The sequence below is a fragment of the Desulfocurvus sp. DL1XJH-121 genome (assembly GCF_054819825.1).
Genome location: NZ_JBTVWW010000012.1, coordinates 16,109 through 35,755, shown reverse-complemented (window position 1 = coordinate 35,755; position 19,647 = coordinate 16,109). Strand labels below are relative to the sequence as shown.

Genomic DNA, 19,647 nt, shown 5'->3' with positions numbered 1-19,647 from the left:
TCAGCCAACCCCAATATAAAGAAATGCCAGTCAGATCAAGCAACCGCCATCCGCCGTCTCCAACAGCCCTCTGGATGTACTAAAAGTCCCTCCCTTCCGTCCACGGAAATCCCGCCCTCAACCCCGGACGACGCCCCCCTGTCCTGCCGCTGGAACTATTCGGGTTGCTCCTGGCAAGTCGCCCGGAAATCATGTACGAAAACAGCGGCATCCATTTTTCAAAGCCCGTGCCGCAACCCGGAGGAGCGCATGCGCAAATTCGCCCTATTCCTCGCCGCCGTCCTTGTCCTGAGCACGGCGTGGCCCTCGTGGGCCGGGGACAAATGGGACCAGTTCCCCAACATCCCGACCCTGAACAAGGGCCATAAATGGCGCGTCGGCTATATGGAAGGCGGCCCCTTCCGCAACTACCCCCTGGTGCTCAAGTCCACCCTGGAGGGACTCGTGTCCCTGGGCTGGATGGAGCCCCTCGCGTTCCCCGAGGACCCGGACCCCGAGGACGCCTCGCGCCTCTGGGCCTGGCTGTCCACGAACGTGAAGAGCAAATACCTGGAGTTCCCGGCCGACGCCTTCTGGTCCTGCGACTGGGATTCAGTGAAATACTCAAAGGTGGGCGACGCGGCCATCGAACGCTTGGCCAGAAAACGCGACGTCGACCTGGTCCTGGCCATGGGCACCAAGGCCGGACAGATACTGGCCAACGACAGGCATTCGACGCCCACGGTGGTGCTCTCCTCCACGGATCCCCTGGGCGCGGGCATCGTCAAAAGCGTGGAGGACTCGGGCCTGGACCACGTGCACGCCCGCATGGATCCGGGGCGGCACAAGCGCCAGATCCGCCTATTCCATGACATGTTCGGCTTCAAGAGCCTGGGCCTCTCCTTTGAGAACACCACCGAGGGCCGCAGCTACGCCGCCGTGGAAGACGTGGAGGAAGTGGCCCGGGAGCGCGGATTCCGGGTGGTGCCCTGCTATTCCCCCAACGACGTGACGGACAACCGGATCGCCTACGACGGACTGGCCCGCTGCATGGACAAGCTGGCCCCGGTGGTGGACGCCGTGTACCTGACCATCCACACGGGCATGGCCGTGGAGAACGTGCCCAGGGTCATGGCCCCCCTGAACGCGCGCAAGATCCCGACCTTCTCCCAGGGCAGCACCGACGAGGTGGCCCACGGGGTGCTGATGTCCATCTCCCAGGCGGGCTTCCGCCACGTGGGGCGCTTCCACGCCATGACCATGGCCAAGATATTCAACGGGGCCAAGCCCCGCGAGCTGGAGCAGGTCTTCGAGGACCCCATGCGCATCGCCATCAACCTGGCCGAAGCCCAGGTCATCGGCTACGACCCGCCCATCGACATCCTCACGGCGGCGGACGTTATCTTCCAGGAGATCAAGACCACGGAAAAGGCGCCCGTGCAATGAAGCTGGTCCTGTGCGTGAAGCGCGACATCCTGGGCAACGTGGCCCTGAACCGCCTGGCCCCGGCGCTGGCCGCCCACGAGGTCACGGTGCTGCTCTCGGACAAGGTCATGCCCGAGGAGCGCGCCCCGGGCGTGCCCGCTGACCAGCTGTTCTTCGAGCGGGACCTGGCGGTGGACCACCTCTTCCCGGCCCTGGACGCGGCCCCCGGGCTTCCGGATGCCGAGCTGCTGACCTTCTCGGGCCTGGCCCGCCGCCACGGCATGCCCATGGACATCGTGCGCAACATCAACGCGCCCGAAACCGTAGACCGCCTGCGCGCCCTGGCCCCGGACCTGATGCTCTCCTGCCGCTTCGACCTGATCTTCCGCGAGGAAGCCATCCGCACCCCCCGCCTCGGCCTGTACAACCTGCACCCCGGGGCCCTGCCCGCCTACCGGGGCCTGTACGCCCCGTTCCGGGCCCTGGTGAACGGCGAGGAGCGCATGGGCTGCACCCTGCACGCCATCGACCCGGGCATCGACACGGGCCCGGTGGTGGACATCGCCTGGATCAAGGCCGACCCCGCCAAATCCGTACTCCGGCACTATCTGGAGCTCTACGTGGCCGGAGCGGACCTGTTCCTGGCCATGCTGCGCGACGTGGAGGCCGGAAAGCTGCCCAGCGCCACGCCCCAGGACCAGGACCGGGCGCGCTACTTCAAGTATCCCACGGATCAGGAATTCGAGGATTTCCGCCGCGGCGGAGGCAGACTCTACGACACGCTGGAGATCAGGGACGTCCTCTCGCGCTTCGGGAGCGCGGCCTCGGACTGAAGCAGGGCCCGGCCGCTGAGGAGCAGGGAATCGCGGGCGAAGCGCACCATGTAGCCGTCCCCGGACGGGGCCCCCTTGGGCCGCACGCGCAGGGCGTCCACCCGCCCGCGCGCCAGACGCCAGACGCTGGCCACGGCCATGGCCCCGGTGCCGCAGGCCCCGGTCTCGCGGTTCACCCCGCGCTCGAAGCAGCGGTAGCGCACCCCGTCCTCGGGCCCGCCGTCCAGCACCAGATCCACGTTCACTCCCCTGGGGAACAGGTCCCGCCGCCGCGTGTTGAGATGCAGGCCGAGGGCGCACAGCCAGTCGCCCGCGGGCGCCTCGTCCGCGAAGACGACCAGGTGTGGCTCTCCCGTGAGCACCAGACGGCCGAGGATGCCCGGGGGCACGTCCTCCGCTCCCCGGCCCAGGTCGCCCACCATGTCCACACACCCCTGGGGGGCGCGCCCCTCGGCCGGGGTGTAGAGCCTGTCCGGCACGGGCAGGGCCAGCGAGTGCCGAAGCCAGGGCCCCCCTCCCTCGCGCACGCCGATCTCCACCGGCCAGGGGCTCCCCGAGGGGATTCCCGTGAGCACCCCGGCGGGCAGGGCCGCGCCGCGCAGGCGCAGCAGGGCCGCCGTGCAGAGCAGCCCGTTGCCGCAGGACAGGGACTCGGACCCGTCGGGCTCCAGGATGCGCACCAGGGCGTCCACGTCCGGGGCGGCCACGCCCGGAGCGTCGATGCCCGGAGCGGCCGCCAGGGCCTCCCCGCGCAGCAGCACGATGAGGGAATCCGCGCCGGTGCGCGCCAGGGACGAGCAGGCCAGATCCGCCAGGTCCGCGTCGCCGGGCACGGGCGCGGATTGCAGATCCAGGAAAAGCAGGCGGTTGCCGAACACCGACCACTCGCTGAGCATGGCCTCGCGATGCGTCACGTCCGCACCTTGCGCAGGGCCAGGGGCACGGCCAGGGACAGCAGCAGATAGGCACCGCCGAAGAGCGGCATGGCAACGTGGGCGTCGAAGGACGCCAACCAGCCGAAGAGCACCGGCCCCAGGACCTGGCCCACGCGGTAGGTGGAGGCCACCATGGCCGTGGCCCGGCCCTGGCCCAGCTCCCGGGACTCGCCGAGGCCCAGCACGTAGGCCCCGATGGCCGTCAGGGCGATGCTCGACGAGGCCCCCAGCAGGACCACCGCCCCCAGCACCGCGACCAGCCCGGACACGAAGCTGAAGAAGAAGAAGGACGCCGCGCCCAGGAGTCCGGCCGCCGCGACCCAGAGGCGCTTGTCCCGGCTGGCGTCGATGCGCCCGCCCGAGAACTGGGCCACGAGGATGATGGCCAGGCTGTTGAGCATGAACACGCGCCCGATGTCCGCCTGGGATACGCCGGCGGCGCTCAGGTACACGGGCGTGAAATAGTTGAGCAGGCCGATGATGGCCAGGGCCGCGGGGATGTTGGCCAGGATCACGGTGAAGAACACGTTGCGCGAGGCCAGGAACCGGCCGTAGCCCAGGCGCCGCCCGCCCCGCTCCTCCCCACGGGCCTCAGCCGCGTCCTCCCGGCCCCTGAGGGCCGTGGCGCAGTAGGCCAGGGCCACGCCCAGCACGGCCGCGCCGAACAGGAACACCGGGCCGTAGCCCACCTGCTGGGCGACCAGGGCCCCGGCGGCCACGCCGCACACGCTGCCCGCGTAGACCCCGGCCCAGAACAGGGAAAAGCCCCGGCCCCGGGAATCGTCGTCCGTATGCCCCACGATGAAGCCCTGCATGGCCATCAGGGCCAGGCCGTAACCCAGGCCCACCAGGGCCCGCGCCCCCAGGAACCAGAACGCCCCGGGCGCGGCCCAGGAGGCCGCGAATCCCGCGACGCAGACCGCGAGCCCCGTGAGCAGCGGCTGCCGCCAGCCCCGGCGGTCGATCCAGGAGCCGGACAGGAAGATCATCAGCCCGGCGCTGAACATCTCCACGGAAATGGGCAGGGCGATGACCAGCTCCTGGGGCAGGCCCAGGACGCTCCCGGCCAGCTCCTTCATGTGCAGGGGGATGAAGGACAGGGAGCTGTCGGCCCCGAACAGCAGCAGGAACCCGGCCGGGCGCACGGCCTGGTAGGCCGCCGACCGCAGGCCGCCGTTGGGCCCGCGCTGGAAGAAATCGAGGACCATGATGGCCAGCTCCACGGCGAAGAGCATGGCGATGACCAGGATGGTCAGGGAGTCCAGGGCCACATCCCTGATCTGGTCCGAAAATATCCCCGGCGGGACGAAGGTCACGATGGACCCGGCCATGGTCCCGCCCGGCCCCCGCAGGCCCACGCGCACCGGCATGCCCCGGACTCCGGCCCCGGGGGCGCGGGCCTCGTAGAGTTCGCGCCCCGCAGCGTCGGCCACGACCATGGCCGAGGCCTCGGGCACCACGCGCAGCAGTCCGGCCATGGCGTCCTCGATGCGCGGCAGCCGGTCCAGGTGCACCCCCAGGGAGAGCACGTACTCCAGGTCCTCGCGCAGCAGCGTGCTCACGGCCACGACCTTGCCGCGCACGATGCGCTCCAGCCCGGCCTTGTACTGCACGGCCGCGTACAGGGAATAGGCCACCTGGCAGACCACCACGGCCAGGAGCATGGCCCGCAACAGCCCCTTGCGCGGAAAGGCCATGCCGCCGCCGGAGGGGTCGAGCCGCGAAAGTTTCAGGAACACGGCCACGCGCCTGCGTTCCCGGGGCAGGACCAGGAACAGGGACAGCCAGAACAGCACGGCCGCGCCCAGGAACACCAGCCCGCCCACCAGGACCTCGTCCCGGGCCATGGCCCACAGGGTCCCGGACACGGCGTCCTTGCTGAAGGCGGCCAGCACGAAGCCCACGGGCCTCCCGGCCTCGTCCCGAAGCCGCAGGGGCACCACGCGCCGCCGCTCCTCGGCAAAGGGCGCGGGTTCCTGCGCGTCCACGGCCAGCCCGGCGGCCGCGCGCCCCACGCGGGCCGCATCCGTGGAATAGAGCACCCGCCCGGACGCGTCCGCGATCTCCACGCGCCACACGTGCCCCGCTTCCCGGCCGCGCCCCGCGGACTGGTGCCCCAACTGGTCCACGGCCCCGCGCAGGAGGTCGTCCATGCCCAGGAACTTGTCCAGCCGCTTGCCGTAGCGCACGCTGCGCTCGATGTTGGCCTTGAGGTCCGCGCCCACCACCCTCGCGCCGTCGGACAGGGAGTCCGTGAGCATCTTCTCCAGGGAGGCCAAGTGCAAAAGGAGGTTGAACCCGGCGGCCAGGACCAGGACGAACAGCGCCGCCAGCACCAAGCGTCCGCGCAGGGCGCCGGTGCCCGCGCGGGGGGCATGGGAAGGGCTGGTCATCGTCTCTTGCTCGGAAGTCATGCGCCTCCGGTCCCGGAAGCGCCTTCGGCGGCCCGGAGGCGCACGGCGAGCAAGGTGATGTCGTCGGACTGGGGAGCCTCGCCCGCATGCTCATGGGTGGCCCGCACGACGCCCTGGACCGCGTCCTTGGCCGGGGCGTGGCGGAGTTCCCGGGCCACGGCCAGCAGCCCGTCCTCGGTGAGCATGGTCTTGGAGACGTCCATGGCCTCGGTGATGCCGTCGGTGTACACCAGGAGCATGTCGCCCGGGGCCAGGCGCGCCTCGCGCCCCACGAAGGACATGCCGGGCATGGCCCCGACCATGGGCCCGCTGATCTCGCGCAGGAACTCGGGCTCGCCCTCGGCGGGCAGGACCAGGGGCGGATTGTGCCCGCCGCTGGCAAAGGCCAGATGCCCGGTGCGCACGTCGAGAAGCCCCACGAAGATGGTCACGAACATGGCGTTGGGGTTGTCCCGCGAGAGGTCGTCGTTGGCCCGCAGCAGGATTTCCTCCGGAGGCCTGCCCGCCAGGGCCTCGTTCTTGACCAGGGTCTTGGCGATGGTCATGAACAGGGCCGCGGGCACGCCCTTGTCCGACACGTCGCCGACCACGATGCACAGGGTGTCCTGGTCCACGAAAAAGAAGTCGTAGAGGTCGCCGCCCACCTCGCGCGCGGGCTCCAGCACGGCGTAGAGGTCCACCTCGTCGCGCTCGGGGAAGGGCGGGAAGATCTTGGGCAAAAGCCCCATCTGGATCTCGCGGGCCACGCCCAGTTCGCTCTCGATGCGGCTCTTCTCGGCCTCCGTGGCCATGAGGTCGATGATGCTCTTGCGCAGGGCCCCGTCCATGTACAGGAAGGCCTCGGCCAGGGCGCCCACCTCGTCGCGATGGCTCCTGGCCAGGACCTCCAGCTCCGACAGGTCCTCGGCCTCCCCGGTCCAGTCGCGCTCGGGCAGGTCCTTGACGTGTCCGGTGAGGCTGGCCAGGGGCCGCACGATGCGCCGGGTCAGGGCCACGGCCAGGAGCAGGCCCAGGCCCAGGGCCACGGCCATGACCCAGGACAGGTGCCCCATGAGCTTCACGGCCGGGGCGCGCAGTTCGGCCTTGGGCGCTGCCGCGGCCACGTACCAGTCCAGGGGCTTGAAATGCGCGACAAAGACCGCGGCCTTGGACTCCTCGCCGAAGTCGGCGACGGCCGGGCCCTGGTCCGGGTTATCCGTCTTGCGGGTGGCGGCCGTCATCATGGTCCGCAACAGCTCGCCCTGGTCCGCCCCGGGCAGGCCCAGCATGTCCCGCAGCCCGCGTTCGGGCGGCACGAGCATGGTCCCCTGGCCGTCGAACAGGAACACCGGCCCGGAGTCGGCCACCGTGATGCTGGGCATGGTTTCGCGCAGACCCTGGAGAATCCCTTCCTGGCGGCGGGCCACCTCGGCCACCATGCCCTCCAGGTTGTCGCACACGGCCAGCACCCAGTCCCAGCGCGGCACCAGGGAGAACCGCCCCAGGTAGCGCAGGGTCCGGCCGTCCGGCCCGGGCAGGGAAAACGTGGAGAAGCCGCCCCCGTAGCGCTTGGCCTCCTGGTGCATGGCCGGGGCCACCTCGCGGCCCTTGAAATCGTGCAGAACGCCCAGGAAGTTCCCATTGCCCCCCGCGCCGCTGACGGCCAGGAGCCGCCCGCCCCTGTCGTACACGAACACCAGCTTGTCGGGGGAATCCACGGCCCGGCCTATCCAGTCCAGCACCAGCGCCCGGGCCTCGCGCGGCGAACGGCCGCTGGAGAGGTGGTCGATGCCCGAGAGCAGGATGGCGCTCTCCTCCCGGAGCAGGCGCTTGCGGGAAGAAACCATGTCCACCTTCCAGCTCAAATAGCTCTTGAACTGGCCGTACAGGTTGACGTTCACCAGGCGCATGATGTTTTCCGCGCCCCGGAGCTCGGCGTCGAACACGGTGCGCTCGACGTTCCGCCCCGAAAAAGTCAGCACCGCCACGGCGACGAGGACCAGCGTGCCGCCGAACAGGACCAGGATCTTTTTGTACAAGGAAAAACGCAACGGGAACCTCGCGGATGCAAACTGTACGATGTTGCTCGACTTCTTGCCTTCTGGTAACAGGTTGTGTGCGTGCTATCAACTTGTCAAACAGCTCAACGCGCCCGGCCGTTCACCCCGGCGGGGCGACGGAGGGATCATGAAACTGAGCGTGGAAAACCAGCAGGGCGCACTGGTCGCCAAGGTCGGCGGCAGCATGGACACGACGTCCGCCCCCAAATTCCAGGAGGAACTGGAAGCCTGCATCGGCAAGGGGGAGAAGCGGTTCGTCATCGACGTGGGCGACCTTGAATACATCACCAGCGCGGGCCTGCGCAGCATCCTGGCCGTGGCCAAGAAGATCAAGGCCGAACAGGGCACGATCTGCTTCTGCAATCTGGACGGCATGGTCAAGGAGGTCTTCGAGATGTCCTTCTTCACCCAGATGTTCCCCATCCACGAGACCCTCGAACAGGCGCTGCAAGCGGAATCATGAACGCCTTGAGGCTGCCCGCCGCCCTGGAGAGCATCCCGGCCATGCGCGCCCTGGTCCGCGACGCTGTGCGCCAGATCGCGCCGGACGCGGACACGGGCATGCTGGAAATGGCCCTGGAGGAGCTCCTGGTCAACGTGGCGTCCTACGCCTATCCCGAGAGCCCGGGGGAGATGGAGGTCGCCTGCAGCGCCCAGGGCGACGGGCTGACCGTGGTCCTCTCGGACCAGGGAGCCCCCTACGACCCCAGGAACGCCCCGGAGCCCGACCTGGAGGCGGGCATCGAGGACAGGGCCATCGGCGGCCTGGGAGTATTTTTCGCAAAAAAGGTTTTTTCCTCCATGGACTACAAGCGCGAAGCCGAGAGCAACGTCCTGACACTGACCTACGCCATCCCGACCTAGCCCGGCCGCCCGCTACGCGGCAACACGCCATGCCTCCGCCGTTTCGCCCCGCACAGAGTGCGGGCGGTGATCCGTCACCTCAACCGGACACGGGACCATGAGCGACAAGGACATACAGGAGGCGTTCGCCCAACTGCTGGAGACCGTGGCCATGCGCATGGCCTCGGCCGCGGCGGCCCGGACGCGCGGCGACATTTCCGAGGAACAGTTCGCCGAACTGGTGCTCGCGACGGCCCAAAGCATCGCCCCCGGCGCGGAACTTCCCCTGCGTTCCGGGGAATTCACGTCCCCGGCCCGGGACGCCGCGCGGGAGCCCGAAGATTTCGAACCGCCCTGGGACACGGCACAGGACGCTGCCGCGCCCGCATCCGAGGCCATGCCCGAAATCCTGACCTGGGTCGCGGAGCAGGCCGCCCGAAGAGGAACGGCCGCGCCCGCCGCCCCGGAGCCCGCCCCCTCCCCCGAACCCGACGCAGCGGAGCCTTCCGCCGACGCGCCGCCCGTCGACGAGCCGCCTGCCGCGCCCCTGGCCGAGGCCTGGGAGGTCGAGCCCGAGCGTCCCGAGGCCTGGGAAACCGAATCCGCGCCCCCCGAAGCCCGGGAACCCGCGCCCATGCCGGACGAGCCGCCGCAGGACGAGGCCCCCCTCTGGGAATTGGAGGATTCCCTGGCCGACACGCGCAGCAGGGCCCCGGCCCCGGCTGCGGACATCTTTTCGCCCGCCCCCGGAGAGGAGCCCGCGCCCGTGCGGCTCCAGACGATGGAGGACGCGCCCCCCTCCCCGGCGGACGAGGTCGTGCCGTGGGATACGGACGAGGACGCGGTTGCCGAAGACGCGTGGACGCCCCGGACAGAGTTGGAGGACATGGGAATCAGTCCCGCGCAGGCTTTCCGGGAGGACGTACCCCAAGCTGAACCGTGGCCCGTGGATTCACCCGCGGCCGAGCCCCTTGAGGAACCGCAGGCCCCGCCGGAACCTGAGGAAATGCAGGAGACGGAACCCGGGCCGCTGCTGGCGGATCAGGAATGGGACGCAGAGGACCCCTTTGCGGGCCTGCCCCTGCCCCCCGGCGTACAATCCTGGACGGACAGGCCCGCCCCGGCCTTCGAGCCGCCGCCCGAGCCCGTGGAGGCCGCGGAGGAGGTCCCGGCCAAGGACGAGGGCCAACGCGCGGCGCCGGTCCTGGTGGACCAGGAATGGGAACCCGAGGACGACGACCCCTTCGAGAACCTGCCCCGGCCCTCCCCGGAACCGGCCTGGCCGGAACGGGAGGCGGCGCCCGTGGAGACGGCAGCCGAACCGGACCCCGGGGAGCCCTTGCTGCTGGCGCCGGAATGGTCCCGCGAGCACCAGCCCCCGGCCGAACCCGAGCCGAAGCCGGCGGCGCGCCCGCCCCGGCCCCAGGCCCGCGCATCGCGGGTCATCGTCAGCGGCTCCGCGCAATGGGAGCGGGACGATTCCCACGAGTTGGAAGACACGATGTTCCGGCTGGGCGTGGATGAGGATATGGCGGAGCGGGCCCTGGCCCCCCGGTGCGAGCTCAAATCCAGGGACCGGGACTTCATCGCCAGGGAGACCCGCCGCGCCCTGGAGGGCGGGAGCAAGATCAAGAGCCCCATGGCCGCGTTCCTGCTCTCGCTGCTCATGCCCGGCGCGGGCAGCGCCTACGCGGGGCGCGCCTCGGGGGTGCTGTTCGCCATTCCGGCCCTGGCCCTGGGCGTATTCCTGGCCCTCAAACAGCTCACGCCCATCCATGCGCTGATGGGATTCGTTCCCCTGTCCGTGATCTCCGCGTGCCTGGCCGGCCAGCAGGCCGCCGATGAGAACCGGCGCATCAGGCAACGCAACCAGGAAATCCCGCGCCAGGGGCAGCGGGAGACCACCCTGCGCTTCCCCACCTGACCTTCGGCGGGTCGTTCAGGCTACTTGGCGGCCTTGTCGTCGGGCTTGGAATAGCAGTAGGACTCGCACTGGCTGCGGCCCTCGTAGATGAGCAAGCGGCAGCCGTCCACCAGGTGCCTGCCGATCTGCTCCCGCTCGGTGCGGGCGCAGTGCTCCAGGCACTCGGCCCGGGACAGGGGCTCCATGGCCTCGCCGTAGAGAAAGGCGTCGCAGACCTCGTTGCGGTCCACGCAGTCGAGGTCCGGCCCGTCGTCGCCGCCGCCCATGGAGTAGGTCAGGCAGGAGTTCCTGGCATGGAACATCGTCTTGCCCTTCACGCATCCGGTAAGGGGCAGGGCCGTGAGCAGACACAAAACCACGCTGAGCCAGATCTTCATGGGAAATCTCCTTGGGGCGGTTGTGCGGCCCCGAAGCCAGGATAGCAGCCCGGCCCGCGAAATCCAGCAAAAATCACCGGCCCCGCCCGGGGCGGGCCGGGAATCCCCTTGACACGGGCGCGCGCACAAGGCACACAATCACCCCTTCGGGGAAACCGGGCGGCAGAGACTCCGCCAACCCCGCCAGGCCCGAAAGGGAGCAACGGTAACGGTTGTTTCTGGGTGCCCGGTTTCTCCAAAAGGCGCCGATCCGCTCGCGGGTCGGCGCTTTTCTTTGCTCTCCGTCCGCCCTGGTCCCTTGTCTTTCCTGCCCATTTCCCAAAAGAATATCTTGACGGACAATGGATACAATTCTACTAGAATTAGCACGCGTCGCTACATATTTCCATTTTTCAACACAAGGAGAGATCATGAACAAAAAACTCTTCGGTTGCTTCCTGTCGCTGGCCCTGTTCCTGATGCTCGGCGCCACCGCGTCGGCACATTTCGGCATGGCCATCCCCGCGGACTCGGCCGCCAGCATGGAAAAGAAAAGCACCCACGTGGACTTTTCCTTCTCCCACCCCTGCGCGGGCGTCGGCATGGAACTGGTCAAGCCCAAGCAGCTGGGCGTGTTCTTCGACGGCAAGGCCACGGACCTGCTGCCCAAGGCCGCCAAGACCAAGGTCATGGACCACACGGCCTGGACCGTGAACTACGCCTTCAAGCGCCCCGGCGTGTACACCTTCTTCATGGAGCCCGTGCCCTACTGGGAGCCCGCCGAGGACTGCTCCATCATCCACTACACCAAGGTCAGCGTACCCGCCTTCGGCGGCGACGAGGGCTGGGACGAGCCCGTGGGCCTGAAGACCGAGATCGTGCCCATGCTGCGGCCCTTCGGCAACTTCGCGGGCAACGCCTTCACGGGCTTGGTGCTCCTGGACGGCAAGCCCGTGCCCAACGCCGAGGTCGAAGTGGAGCTCTACAACCAGGGCCGTTTCGCCACGCCCACGGAGTACCACGAGACCCAGGTGGTCAAGGCCGACGGCAACGGCGTGTTCACCTTCGCCTGCCCGCAGCCCGGCTGGTGGGGCTTCGCCGCCCTGAACGAGGCGGACTTCACCCTCAAGGATCCCGCGGGCAAGGACAAACCCGTGGAGATCGGCGCCGTGTTCTGGACCTACATGAACGCCTGGAAATAACTTCGCACCCTTCCTCGGGGATCATCCCCGGGGCCTCCAGGGGCCGCGCAGCCATTTGCGCGGCCCTTCGCCTTTTTCCTTGCCAAGCACGCGTCCGGCATTAGATATATCCCCGCAGCACAAATTCCTTCGGAGAAATACCTTGAATTCCAACTCAGAGGCCCCGGCCTGCGCCGCCGGGCGCCCCCCCTACGGCATCTCGCAAGGCGTACTCTACGTGGCCATGGCCGCGGTCTTCTTCAGCCTGGGCAACGCGCTGGTCAAACTGGCGGGCAAGGGCCTGCCGTCCACGGAAATCGTCTTCGGGCGCAGCCTGTTCGGCGTCATCCTCTGCTGGTGGCTCATGCGCCGGGCCGGGGTCACCGGGCTGGGACGCAACAAGTTAGCCCTGAGCCTGCGCGGCCTGCTGGGCGCGGGCGGCCTGCTCTGCTCGTTCTACGCCTTCACCCACATGCCCATGGCCGATTCGGTGATGCTGTTCTACTGCAACCCGTTCTTCGCCGTGGTCTTCGCCTTCCTGTTCCTGGGCGAGCGCCTGGACAAGCGGGCCGCCGTGTGCATCCCGCTGTGCATCGTGGGCGTGTTGCTGGTCACCAGGCCCGCCTTCCTGTTCGGCGCGCAGGCCACGGACATCCCGGCCTTCGTGTACGCCGTGGGGCTGGCCTCCGCGGCCTTCGCCGGGGGCGCGTACGTCTGCGCCCACCATCTGGGCGGGCGCGACCACGCCCTGCACATCGTGCTCTACCTCTACCTGGCGTCCCTGCCCATCTCCTTCGCGGCCATGCTGCCCGTCTGGGTCACCCCGAACCTGGCGGAGTTGGCCATGCTCGCGGGCATCGGCGTGCTGACCCAGTTCGCCCAGCTGTGCATGACCAAGGGCCTGGAGCTGGAATCCGCGGGCACGGCCACCACCGCCGGGACCCTGCAGGTGGTCTTCTCCGTGTTCTGGGGCATGGTCATCTTCGGCGAGTTTCCGCCGTTCACGGCCTACGTGGGCGCGGGCCTGCTGATCCTGGGCAGCCTGATCCTCTCGGGCAGCATCCGCCTGCCCCGGCTGCACTCCCCGTCCTGCTGAAGCGCCGTTTTTCCGCCCTGGCCGGCCTTGCCATCGCGCCTGGCTTGCAGTAGAAATGCGTCCGTCCGATTGGGGTGTCCCGGCCAAGTGGCCGGGGCTGAGATGATACCCACTGAACCTGATTCAGTTCACACTGACGTAGGGAATTCGGGACCGGGCGGCACGGGAATCCGTTTTCCGGCCGCTGCCAGCCATCCGAACATGCGGCGCATGCCGCGACCCCCTGGGTTTCGTCCTCCATCTCCCCGTTTTCTTTCGGATTCCGGCCCACGCCGGAAGACTATCCTTACGGAGGAAACACCATGCAACTCGACGAACGCATCATCACCGACGCCATCCTCAGCGCCTACTTCGACAAGTTCCGGTCCAGCCTGGACCTGGACGTGGCCATCGTGGGCGGCGGGCCCTCGGGCCTCACCGCCTCGGCCAAGCTGGCCGAACGCGGCTACAACGTGGCCCTGTTCGAGCGCAAGCTGTCCATCGGCGGCGGCATGTGGGGCGGCGGCATGACCTTCAACTACGTGGTGGTGCAGAAGGAAAGCAAGCACCTGCTGGAAGAGGCCGACATCCCGGTCACGGAATTCAAGGACGGCTACTACACGGCCGACGCCGTGACCGCCACCACCTGCCTGGCCGCGCGGGCCTGCCGCGCCGGGGTCAAGGTCTTCAACTGCATGAGCGTGGAGGACGTCTGCATCCGCGAGGCGGACGGCAAGAAGCGCGTCACGGGCATCGTCATCAACTCCTCGCCCGTGGAGATCGCCGGGCTGCACGTGGACCCGCTGGTCCTGAACTGCAAATTCCTCGTGGAGGCCACCGGCCACCCCACCGAGGTCCTCAAGACCCTGGTGCGCAAGAACGACGTGACCCTGGACACCCCCACGGGCGGCATCGAGGGCGAGCAGTCCATGTGGGCCGAGGTGGCCGAGTCCACCACAGTCAACAATACCCGCGAGATCTTCCCGGGCATGTACGTGGCGGGAATGGCGGCCAACGCGGCCTTCGGCTCCTACCGCATGGGCCCCATCTTCGGCGGCATGCTGCTGTCCGGCGAGAAGGTCGCCCAGGTGCTCGCCGAGCGCCTGGCCTCCGGCAACTAGAACACGCGACGCGGCCCCCGCATGCATGGCGCATGCGGGGGCCGTTCAAATCTTCACCGGCCGCCGGTTCAGCGGCGCTTCTTCTCCGGCGGCGGGTCCGCCCCGTCCTCCCCGGGCCAGAGCAGGGACTCCGAGGTCTTGCGCGCGGATTCGGCCATGGCCCTGGCGCGCTGGGCCTCGTCCATGGAGAAGAGCACCAGCATCCGGGTCAGGAACAGCACCCCCTCGCCCAGGCCTCCGGCCACCGCGCCGCCCACGGCCGCGCCGACCATGGCCCAGGCGTGGGCCGCGCCCAGGCTCCCGGACACGCCCGACGCCACCAGCCCCAGGAACGCGCCGTAGCCCCCCAGAACCAGGCAGCCCTCGGAGTTCAGGGACAGCCCGGAACCCCGGCCGCGCAGTCCGCCCAGGACGAGCCTCAGGCTCATGCCCAGGCCGCCGCCCACCCAACAGCAGAGCATGGTGCCCACCAGCCCGGTCACGGGCAGGACGACCCAGTCCCCGCCACGGGCCTGGGCCGCGGCCAGGCCCGCCGCCACGCCCATGAAGCAGAGCCCCAGAAAGCCGCGCGCCCGGATATCCTCCAGGGCCCTGTGTTCACTCATGGACGGCGCCTCCCGAGGCCGCCGAAGGGCGTCGCCGCCCTGGGAACAGGCCCTTTTCCCAGGCCCCGGCCTTTTCTTCGCTCAGAACATATAGTATACAGAATGCACCTCCGCGTGCCGAATCACGCCCGCACCGCCTCCTCTGCACGGTACACGCTGGGGAACCGGAGGGAAAGATGCGTTTTCTGGTCGTGGAAGACGATAGCACCTGCCGCAAGCTGCTGCAGCTGTTCCTCGCGCCCTATGGGGAAGTGGACGAGGCCGAGGACGGCGCCTCGGGGGTGGACCGTTTCGCCGCCGCGCTCAAGACCGGCGCGCCCTACCACCTGGTCTGCATGGACATCATGCTGCCCGGGATGGACGGCCAGGAGGCCCTCAGGCGCATCCGGGCCCTGGAGACGGACCGGGATCCGAGGGCCAAGGCCAAGGTGGTCATGACCACGGCCCTGGACGACCCCGGGAACGTGGTCGAGGCCTACCACCGGGGCGGGGCGGACTCCTATCTGCCCAAGCCCATCGACCGCGACGTGTTCCTGGACGTGCTGCGCCACATCGGCCTGATCCACTGACCGCTCCCCTTGCTTCCCGATTTTCGACGCCCCGCGGGTTGCCCGCCGCGCGGGTTCCGGGTACATGTCGTCTTGACGGTCCCGCCCGTCCCGGGCGCGCGGCCAAGCCCTTGGAGCCCTTCATGCGCCTGACCCCCTTCGACGTGCTCATCGTCGGCATCCTGGTCTACTTCCTGGTGCGCACCGTCCTGCGCAGACGAGGAGGCGGAAACGACTCCCGCCGCCCGCCCCGCCCCCCGCGCACCCAGAACGGCGAGGACCCGCGCCGCGAAGCCGCACAGGCCTACGAGCGCGCCCAGCGCGCCTGGGACATGCTGCGCGACACGCCCCCGGACAAGGAAGCCCTGCGCCCGGGCAACGCGCCCTTTGACGAGGAGGAATTCCTGGCCGGGGCCAAGGCCATGTGCGCCCGCGTCCGCCAGTCCTGGGACTCCCGGGACCTGGACGACCTGGAACAGTTCTGCACCCCGGAGATGATGAACGATTTCAAGCGCCGGGCCAACGTGGAGACCCGCTCCCCGCGCAGCGAGCCCCTGCTCATCGAGGCCGGGCTGGTGGAACGCGCCGCGCGCCAGGACGAAACCGAGGAGGCCGCGGTGCTCTACCGGGTCATGGAAAAGGAGCCGGGCAGCGGGGAAACGAAAGAGACCAAGGAAATCTGGCGCTACGTGCGGCGCACGGACACGCCCGGGGATATGTGGAGGCTCAAGGAGATCGGCAAACCCCAATAGCAGACCGCCCCAAAACAGCGATCTGCTTCGTTGCTGCAAAAAATGCAAAACATCACGTACTGGGGTACGCTTCGGTCTCGCATTTTCCTTGCGCCTTGCATCTCACCATTTTGGAACGGTCTGCGGGAAAATACGTCTTTCAAGAATCAGCTAGCTGACGGGAATCAAATCCCTATACAAAGCCATGACCTCCCGGGACATGGCTTTGTGCGTGAAGGAGGCCAGGCGCTCGCGGCCGCCCTCGGCCAGGCGCGCGCGCAGGTCCGCGTCGCGCAGGAGCGCGCCCAGGTGCCCGGCCAGGGCCCCGGCGTCCCGGGAGCGGAAGGACAAGCCGTTTTTGCCGGGCTCCACCAGCTCCAGGTTTGAAGGCAGGTCCGAACAGACCACGGGCACGTTTGCGGCCCAGGCCTCCTTGATGGTCCCGCTGGAGCCCTCGCCGTCCACCGACGGCACGGCCAGGACGCTGATGCCGCCCAGGACCTCGGCGCTGTCGCGAAAGCCCGTGAAGGCCACGCGCCCGGCTAGGCCCAGGGAGCCAGCCGCCGCCTCCAGTTCGCTTCTGAGCGGGCCGTCGCCCACCACCAGCGCGCTCCACTGGCCGCCCTCGGCCGCCAGCCTGGCCAGGGCCTGCAAAAACACCACGTGCCCCTTCTGGGGCGTCATGGCCCCGATCACGGCCAGCACCGGGGGCTCGGGCCTCCTGGCCGCCGCGGCGGCCGCGTACAGGTCCGGGTCGATGCCGCTGTGGATCACGCGCAGGCGCTCGCGCGCCACCCCGTTCATGGCCAGGGTTTCGGCGATCTCGGCGCTCACGGCGGCCACGGCGTCGGCGACGCGGTACTTGGCCAGGGACAGGCCCTGCTTCACGGGATAGGACACGCGCCGCGAATGCACGAGTTTCGCGCCCGTAAGGCGCTTGAGCACGGCCCCCAGGGTGGCGCTGCGCGCGCAGTGGGTATGGATGATGTCGATGCCCTCGCGCCGCACCAGGGAGCGCAGGACCAGGATGGAACGCGGGTCCAGCGGGGAGCGCCCGGGCAGGGCCACGCCCGGCAGGCCTTCGGCCGCCGCGCGCTGCGCCAGGGGGCTGCCTTTCGGAGCGGCCACCAGGGTGGCGAAGCCCTCGGCCCCGTGCAGGGCCCGGGCCAGGTACAGCACCTGGCGCTGCCCCCCGCGCCATTCGCGCCCCAGGTCAAGCTGCAGTATGCGCATCCGCATTCCTCGGTTGATCGACAAAACAAAAAGGGGCCGGCGCGCGCCGGCCCCACTCATTCAAATGGCGATGCCGTTCTCTTCGATGTCCCGGCGCAGGAGCTCCCGCGCCCGGCGGCTGACCGGGCCGGGCCGGGCGTCGCCGATGGGCTTGCCCTGGTAGCGCACGATGGACAGGCAGTCGCTGGACGTGCCGAAGACCATCAGCTCCCGGGCGTCGAAAATCTCCTCCTCGCGGATCTTGCGGAAGAAGGACTTGGTCTCGCCGCCCAAAAGCTCCAGGGCGCGGTACATGGTGGTGCCCGCCAGGGCGTTGGTCAGCTCGGGCACGATGATCGTACCCGTCTTGTCCACCAGGCAGAGGTTCTCCACCGCGCCCTCGGCCAGGAACTCGTCGTCGTCGAAGCAGATGGGGAAGTCGTAGCCCTGCTCCACGGCCTCGCGCTTCATGAGCACGTTGGGCAGGTAGTTCACGGACTTGATGCGCGCGATCCAATCCTGCTTGGCCGGAATGGACGTGCGGAAGGCCGTGGCCCCCTTCTCGTACCAGGCGTCGTCGTGCCGGTGCAGGCGGTAGCAGATCACGTACAGGCTCGGAATGGGGCATTCGCGGGGGTCGATGCCGAAGCCCCCGGGGCCGCGCCCAAGGAGGATGCGCACCAGCCCGTCCTCGGCGTCGGTGGTTCCGGCCACCTCCAGCACGATCTCCCGCAGCCGCTCCCAGGTGCAGGGCGGCTCCAGGTGGATGGTCTGGGCGCTGCGGCGCATGCGGTTCAGGTGCGCGTCCAGCTGGTAGAGCTTGCGGCCCTCGAACTTCATGGTTTCGAAGACCCCGTCGCCGCGATGCACGATGTGGTCGTCCATGGGCAGCAGCATGAGCTGCGGGTCCGTGCACACGGCGCCCAGGCGATGCTCGTAGAACGCCAGCACGTCGTCGCGCCCGGGCCGCCGCACGGAAACCATCTTGCGCAGGTATTCCTCGGAATCCAGAACCGGTATCATCGTCGTCTCTCCCGCCTGGACAACCATTCTCCTAGGCTGTCCAGAAATGTGCGAGTGCAAGGCGCAAGGAACATGCAAGACCGAAGCGTATCCCAATACGTGAGGGTTTGCATGTTCCGCAGCAACGCAGCAATCGTGCGTTTATGGGCAGCCTAGGGAACTCTCAACAAATCCATCTCGACCAGCTTCTCGGCGATCTGCACGGCGTTCAGGGCCGCGCCCTTGCGGATGTTGTCCGAGACCACCCAGAGGTTCAGGCCGTTTTCGATGGTCTCGTCCTCGCGGATGCGGCCCACGAAGGTATCGTCCTCGCCCTGGGCGTCGATGGCCATGGGGTAGATGTTCTCCCTGGGGTTGTCCAGCACGCGCACGCCCGGGGCCTGGGACAGGAGCGCCCGGCAGTCCTTGGCCGTGAGCTTCTTCTCGGTCTCCACGTTCACGGACTCGCTGTGGCTGTAGAACACGGGCACGCGCACGGTGGTGGCGGTGACGCGGATGGAGTCGTCGCCCATGATCTTCTTGGTCTCGTTGACCATCTTCATCTCTTCCTTGGTGTAGTCGTTGTCCAGGAAGACGTCGATGTGCGGCAGGCAGTTGAAGGCGATGCGGTGCGGGTAGACCTTGGGCTCGATGTCGTCCACCTGGCCGCTGAAGAGCATACCGACCTGCTTGGCCAACTCGTCGACGGCCTTCTGCCCGGAGCCGGACACGGCCTGGTAGGTGGAGACCACCACGCGCTTGATCTTGGCGACGTCGTGGATGGGCTTCAGCGCGACCATCATCTGGATGGTGGAGCAGTTGGGGTTGGCGATGATGCCCTTGTGCCACTTGAGGTCGTCGGGGTTCACCTCGGGCACCACCAGGGGGCACTCGGGGTCCATGCGCCAGGCGCTGGAGTTGTCCACCACCACGCAGCCCGCGGCCGCGGCCTTGGGCGCGTACTTCTCGGAGGTGCCGCCGCCCGCGGAGAACAGGGCCAGATCCACGCCCTCGAAGCTGTCGTCGCCGAGCACTTCCACGGTCAACTCGCTGTTGCCGTAGGGCAGCTTCAGACCCTTGCTGCGCTCGCTGGCCAGGGCGATGACCTTGGCGGCCGGGAAATTTCGGGCTTCCAGGGTCTTGAGCATCTCCCGTCCCACCGCTCCGGTGGCGCCGCACACCGCGACGACGATTCCGTCCTTGCCCATGTTGCAACTCCTTGTATGCGCCGCTCTGGGGCGGCCTGAATGTGTTCGTTCGCGGCGGAGCCGCGCGTAAATTTCACCTTGCTTTCAGCCGGGCCTGCAATTCTTCGCAGGCGGTTCAAAAATGTGCGAGTGCAAGGCGCAAGGGAAATGCAAGTCCGACGCGTATCCCAATACGCGAGGGTTTGCATTTTCCGCAGCAACGCAGCAATCGTGCGT

Annotated in this window: 18 protein-coding genes, 1 other RNA gene and 1 riboswitch; of the genes, 11 read left to right on the top strand and 8 right to left on the bottom strand. The window is 68.5% G+C overall.

Translation table 11 applies throughout. The features are described 5' to 3' along the window. Positions 1 to 249 precede the first annotated feature (249 nt). Together ACYYG1_RS10020 and ACYYG1_RS10015 are read left to right on the top strand one after the other, a co-directional pair. The gene (locus tag ACYYG1_RS10020) at positions 250 to 1,425 is read left to right on the top strand and encodes an ABC transporter substrate-binding protein (RefSeq protein WP_461210169.1); all 1,176 of its coding nucleotides are present in this window, start codon (positions 250 to 252) and stop codon (positions 1,423 to 1,425) included. Next, a complete protein-coding gene (locus tag ACYYG1_RS10015) occupies positions 1,422 to 2,237 on the top strand; it encodes a formyl transferase (protein WP_461210168.1) in 816 nt (271 codons plus the stop codon). Before ACYYG1_RS10020 ends, ACYYG1_RS10015 begins: the two co-directional genes overlap by 4 nt. Here the strand turns inward: ACYYG1_RS10015 and ACYYG1_RS10010 are convergent. Genes ACYYG1_RS10010 through ACYYG1_RS10000 form a run of 3 tightly spaced genes read right to left on the bottom strand, consistent with a single transcriptional unit; the run spans position 2,177 to position 7,616 of the window. Beyond that, positions 2,177 to 3,151: a diaminopimelate epimerase gene (locus ACYYG1_RS10010; RefSeq protein ID WP_461210167.1), complete on the bottom strand. Its 975-nt coding sequence runs from the start codon at positions 3,149 to 3,151 to the stop codon at positions 2,177 to 2,179. The two genes, ACYYG1_RS10015 and ACYYG1_RS10010, sit on opposite strands and share 61 nt — an antisense overlap. Then, entirely contained in the window at positions 3,148 to 5,586 is a 2,439-nt protein-coding gene (locus tag ACYYG1_RS10005) for an MFS transporter (RefSeq protein ID WP_461210166.1), read from the bottom strand. The genes ACYYG1_RS10010 and ACYYG1_RS10005 overlap by 4 nt, the downstream gene beginning before the upstream one ends. Beyond that, a complete protein-coding gene (locus ACYYG1_RS10000) occupies positions 5,583 to 7,616 on the bottom strand; it encodes a SpoIIE family protein phosphatase (protein ID WP_461210165.1) in 2,034 nt (677 codons plus the stop codon). Before ACYYG1_RS10000 ends, ACYYG1_RS10005 begins: the two co-directional genes overlap by 4 nt. A gap of 136 nt (positions 7,617 to 7,752) precedes the next feature. On the opposite strand from ACYYG1_RS10000, the gene ACYYG1_RS09995 reads away from it, so the two are divergent. The 3 genes from ACYYG1_RS09995 to ACYYG1_RS09985 all read left to right on the top strand — a co-directional run bounded on the left by ACYYG1_RS09995 (position 7,753) and on the right by ACYYG1_RS09985 (position 10,392). After that, the gene (locus ACYYG1_RS09995; RefSeq protein ID WP_461210164.1) at positions 7,753 to 8,088 is read left to right on the top strand and encodes an STAS domain-containing protein; all 336 of its coding nucleotides are present in this window, start codon (positions 7,753 to 7,755) and stop codon (positions 8,086 to 8,088) included. Beyond that, positions 8,085 to 8,489 carry an ATP-binding protein gene (locus tag ACYYG1_RS09990; protein ID WP_461210163.1) on the top strand — a complete coding sequence of 135 codons (405 nt, stop codon included), beginning with the start codon at positions 8,085 to 8,087 and terminating at the stop codon, positions 8,487 to 8,489. Before ACYYG1_RS09995 ends, ACYYG1_RS09990 begins: the two co-directional genes overlap by 4 nt. A gap of 97 nt (positions 8,490 to 8,586) precedes the next feature. Further along, a complete protein-coding gene (locus ACYYG1_RS09985; protein ID WP_461210162.1) occupies positions 8,587 to 10,392 on the top strand; it encodes a hypothetical protein in 1,806 nt (601 codons plus the stop codon). Between the two features lie 20 nt (positions 10,393 to 10,412). Here the strand turns inward: ACYYG1_RS09985 and ACYYG1_RS09980 are convergent, their stop codons facing one another. Beyond that, on the bottom strand, positions 10,413 to 10,769 hold the full coding sequence (locus ACYYG1_RS09980; RefSeq protein WP_461210161.1) for a hypothetical protein: 357 nt from the start codon (positions 10,767 to 10,769) through the stop codon (positions 10,413 to 10,415). A 146-nt stretch (positions 10,770 to 10,915) separates the two neighbouring features. Between ACYYG1_RS09980 and ffs the strand changes: the two genes are divergently transcribed. From ffs to ACYYG1_RS09960, 4 genes are all read left to right on the top strand, one after another. Further along, positions 10,916 to 11,011, top strand: an RNA gene (gene ffs, locus ACYYG1_RS09975) — signal recognition particle sRNA small type. A gap of 168 nt (positions 11,012 to 11,179) precedes the next feature. Continuing rightward, complete coding sequence (locus ACYYG1_RS09970; RefSeq protein WP_461210160.1) at positions 11,180 to 11,950, top strand: DUF4198 domain-containing protein; 771 nt, start codon at positions 11,180 to 11,182, stop codon at positions 11,948 to 11,950. 142 nt (positions 11,951 to 12,092) lie between these two features. Further along, a complete protein-coding gene (locus tag ACYYG1_RS09965) occupies positions 12,093 to 13,025 on the top strand; it encodes a DMT family transporter (RefSeq protein WP_461210159.1) in 933 nt (310 codons plus the stop codon). A gap of 60 nt (positions 13,026 to 13,085) precedes the next feature. Then, positions 13,086 to 13,188: riboswitch (TPP riboswitch) on the top strand. A gap of 139 nt (positions 13,189 to 13,327) precedes the next feature. Beyond that, positions 13,328 to 14,125, top strand: a complete 798-nt coding sequence (locus tag ACYYG1_RS09960) for a sulfide-dependent adenosine diphosphate thiazole synthase (RefSeq protein WP_461210158.1) — start codon at positions 13,328 to 13,330, stop codon at positions 14,123 to 14,125. A gap of 68 nt (positions 14,126 to 14,193) precedes the next feature. On the opposite strand, the gene ACYYG1_RS09955 is transcribed toward ACYYG1_RS09960, so the two are convergent. After that, complete coding sequence (locus tag ACYYG1_RS09955) at positions 14,194 to 14,730, bottom strand: hypothetical protein (protein ID WP_461210157.1); 537 nt, start codon at positions 14,728 to 14,730, stop codon at positions 14,194 to 14,196. 176 nt (positions 14,731 to 14,906) lie between these two features. On the opposite strand from ACYYG1_RS09955, the gene ACYYG1_RS09950 reads away from it, so the two are divergent. Together ACYYG1_RS09950 and ACYYG1_RS09945 are read left to right on the top strand one after the other, a co-directional pair. Next, positions 14,907 to 15,299, top strand: coding sequence for a response regulator (locus ACYYG1_RS09950; protein WP_461210156.1), 393 nt, complete (start codon positions 14,907 to 14,909; stop codon positions 15,297 to 15,299). A 122-nt stretch (positions 15,300 to 15,421) separates the two neighbouring features. After that, entirely contained in the window at positions 15,422 to 16,030 is a 609-nt protein-coding gene (locus ACYYG1_RS09945) for a TIM44-like domain-containing protein (protein ID WP_461210155.1), read from the top strand. A gap of 150 nt (positions 16,031 to 16,180) precedes the next feature. On the opposite strand, the gene ACYYG1_RS09940 is transcribed toward ACYYG1_RS09945, so the two are convergent. From ACYYG1_RS09940 to ACYYG1_RS09930, 3 genes are all read right to left on the bottom strand, one after another. Beyond that, positions 16,181 to 17,242 (bottom strand): glycosyltransferase, encoded by a 1,062-nt coding sequence (locus tag ACYYG1_RS09940; protein ID WP_461210154.1) that lies wholly within the window; start codon positions 17,240 to 17,242, stop codon positions 16,181 to 16,183. Between the two features lie 60 nt (positions 17,243 to 17,302). Further along, positions 17,303 to 18,244, bottom strand: a complete 942-nt coding sequence (locus ACYYG1_RS09935) for an aminotransferase class IV (RefSeq protein ID WP_461210153.1) — start codon at positions 18,242 to 18,244, stop codon at positions 17,303 to 17,305. Between the two features lie 152 nt (positions 18,245 to 18,396). After that, positions 18,397 to 19,431 carry an aspartate-semialdehyde dehydrogenase gene (locus ACYYG1_RS09930; protein ID WP_461210152.1) on the bottom strand — a complete coding sequence of 345 codons (1,035 nt, stop codon included), beginning with the start codon at positions 19,429 to 19,431 and terminating at the stop codon, positions 18,397 to 18,399. Between the last annotated feature and the right edge of the window lie 216 nt (positions 19,432 to 19,647).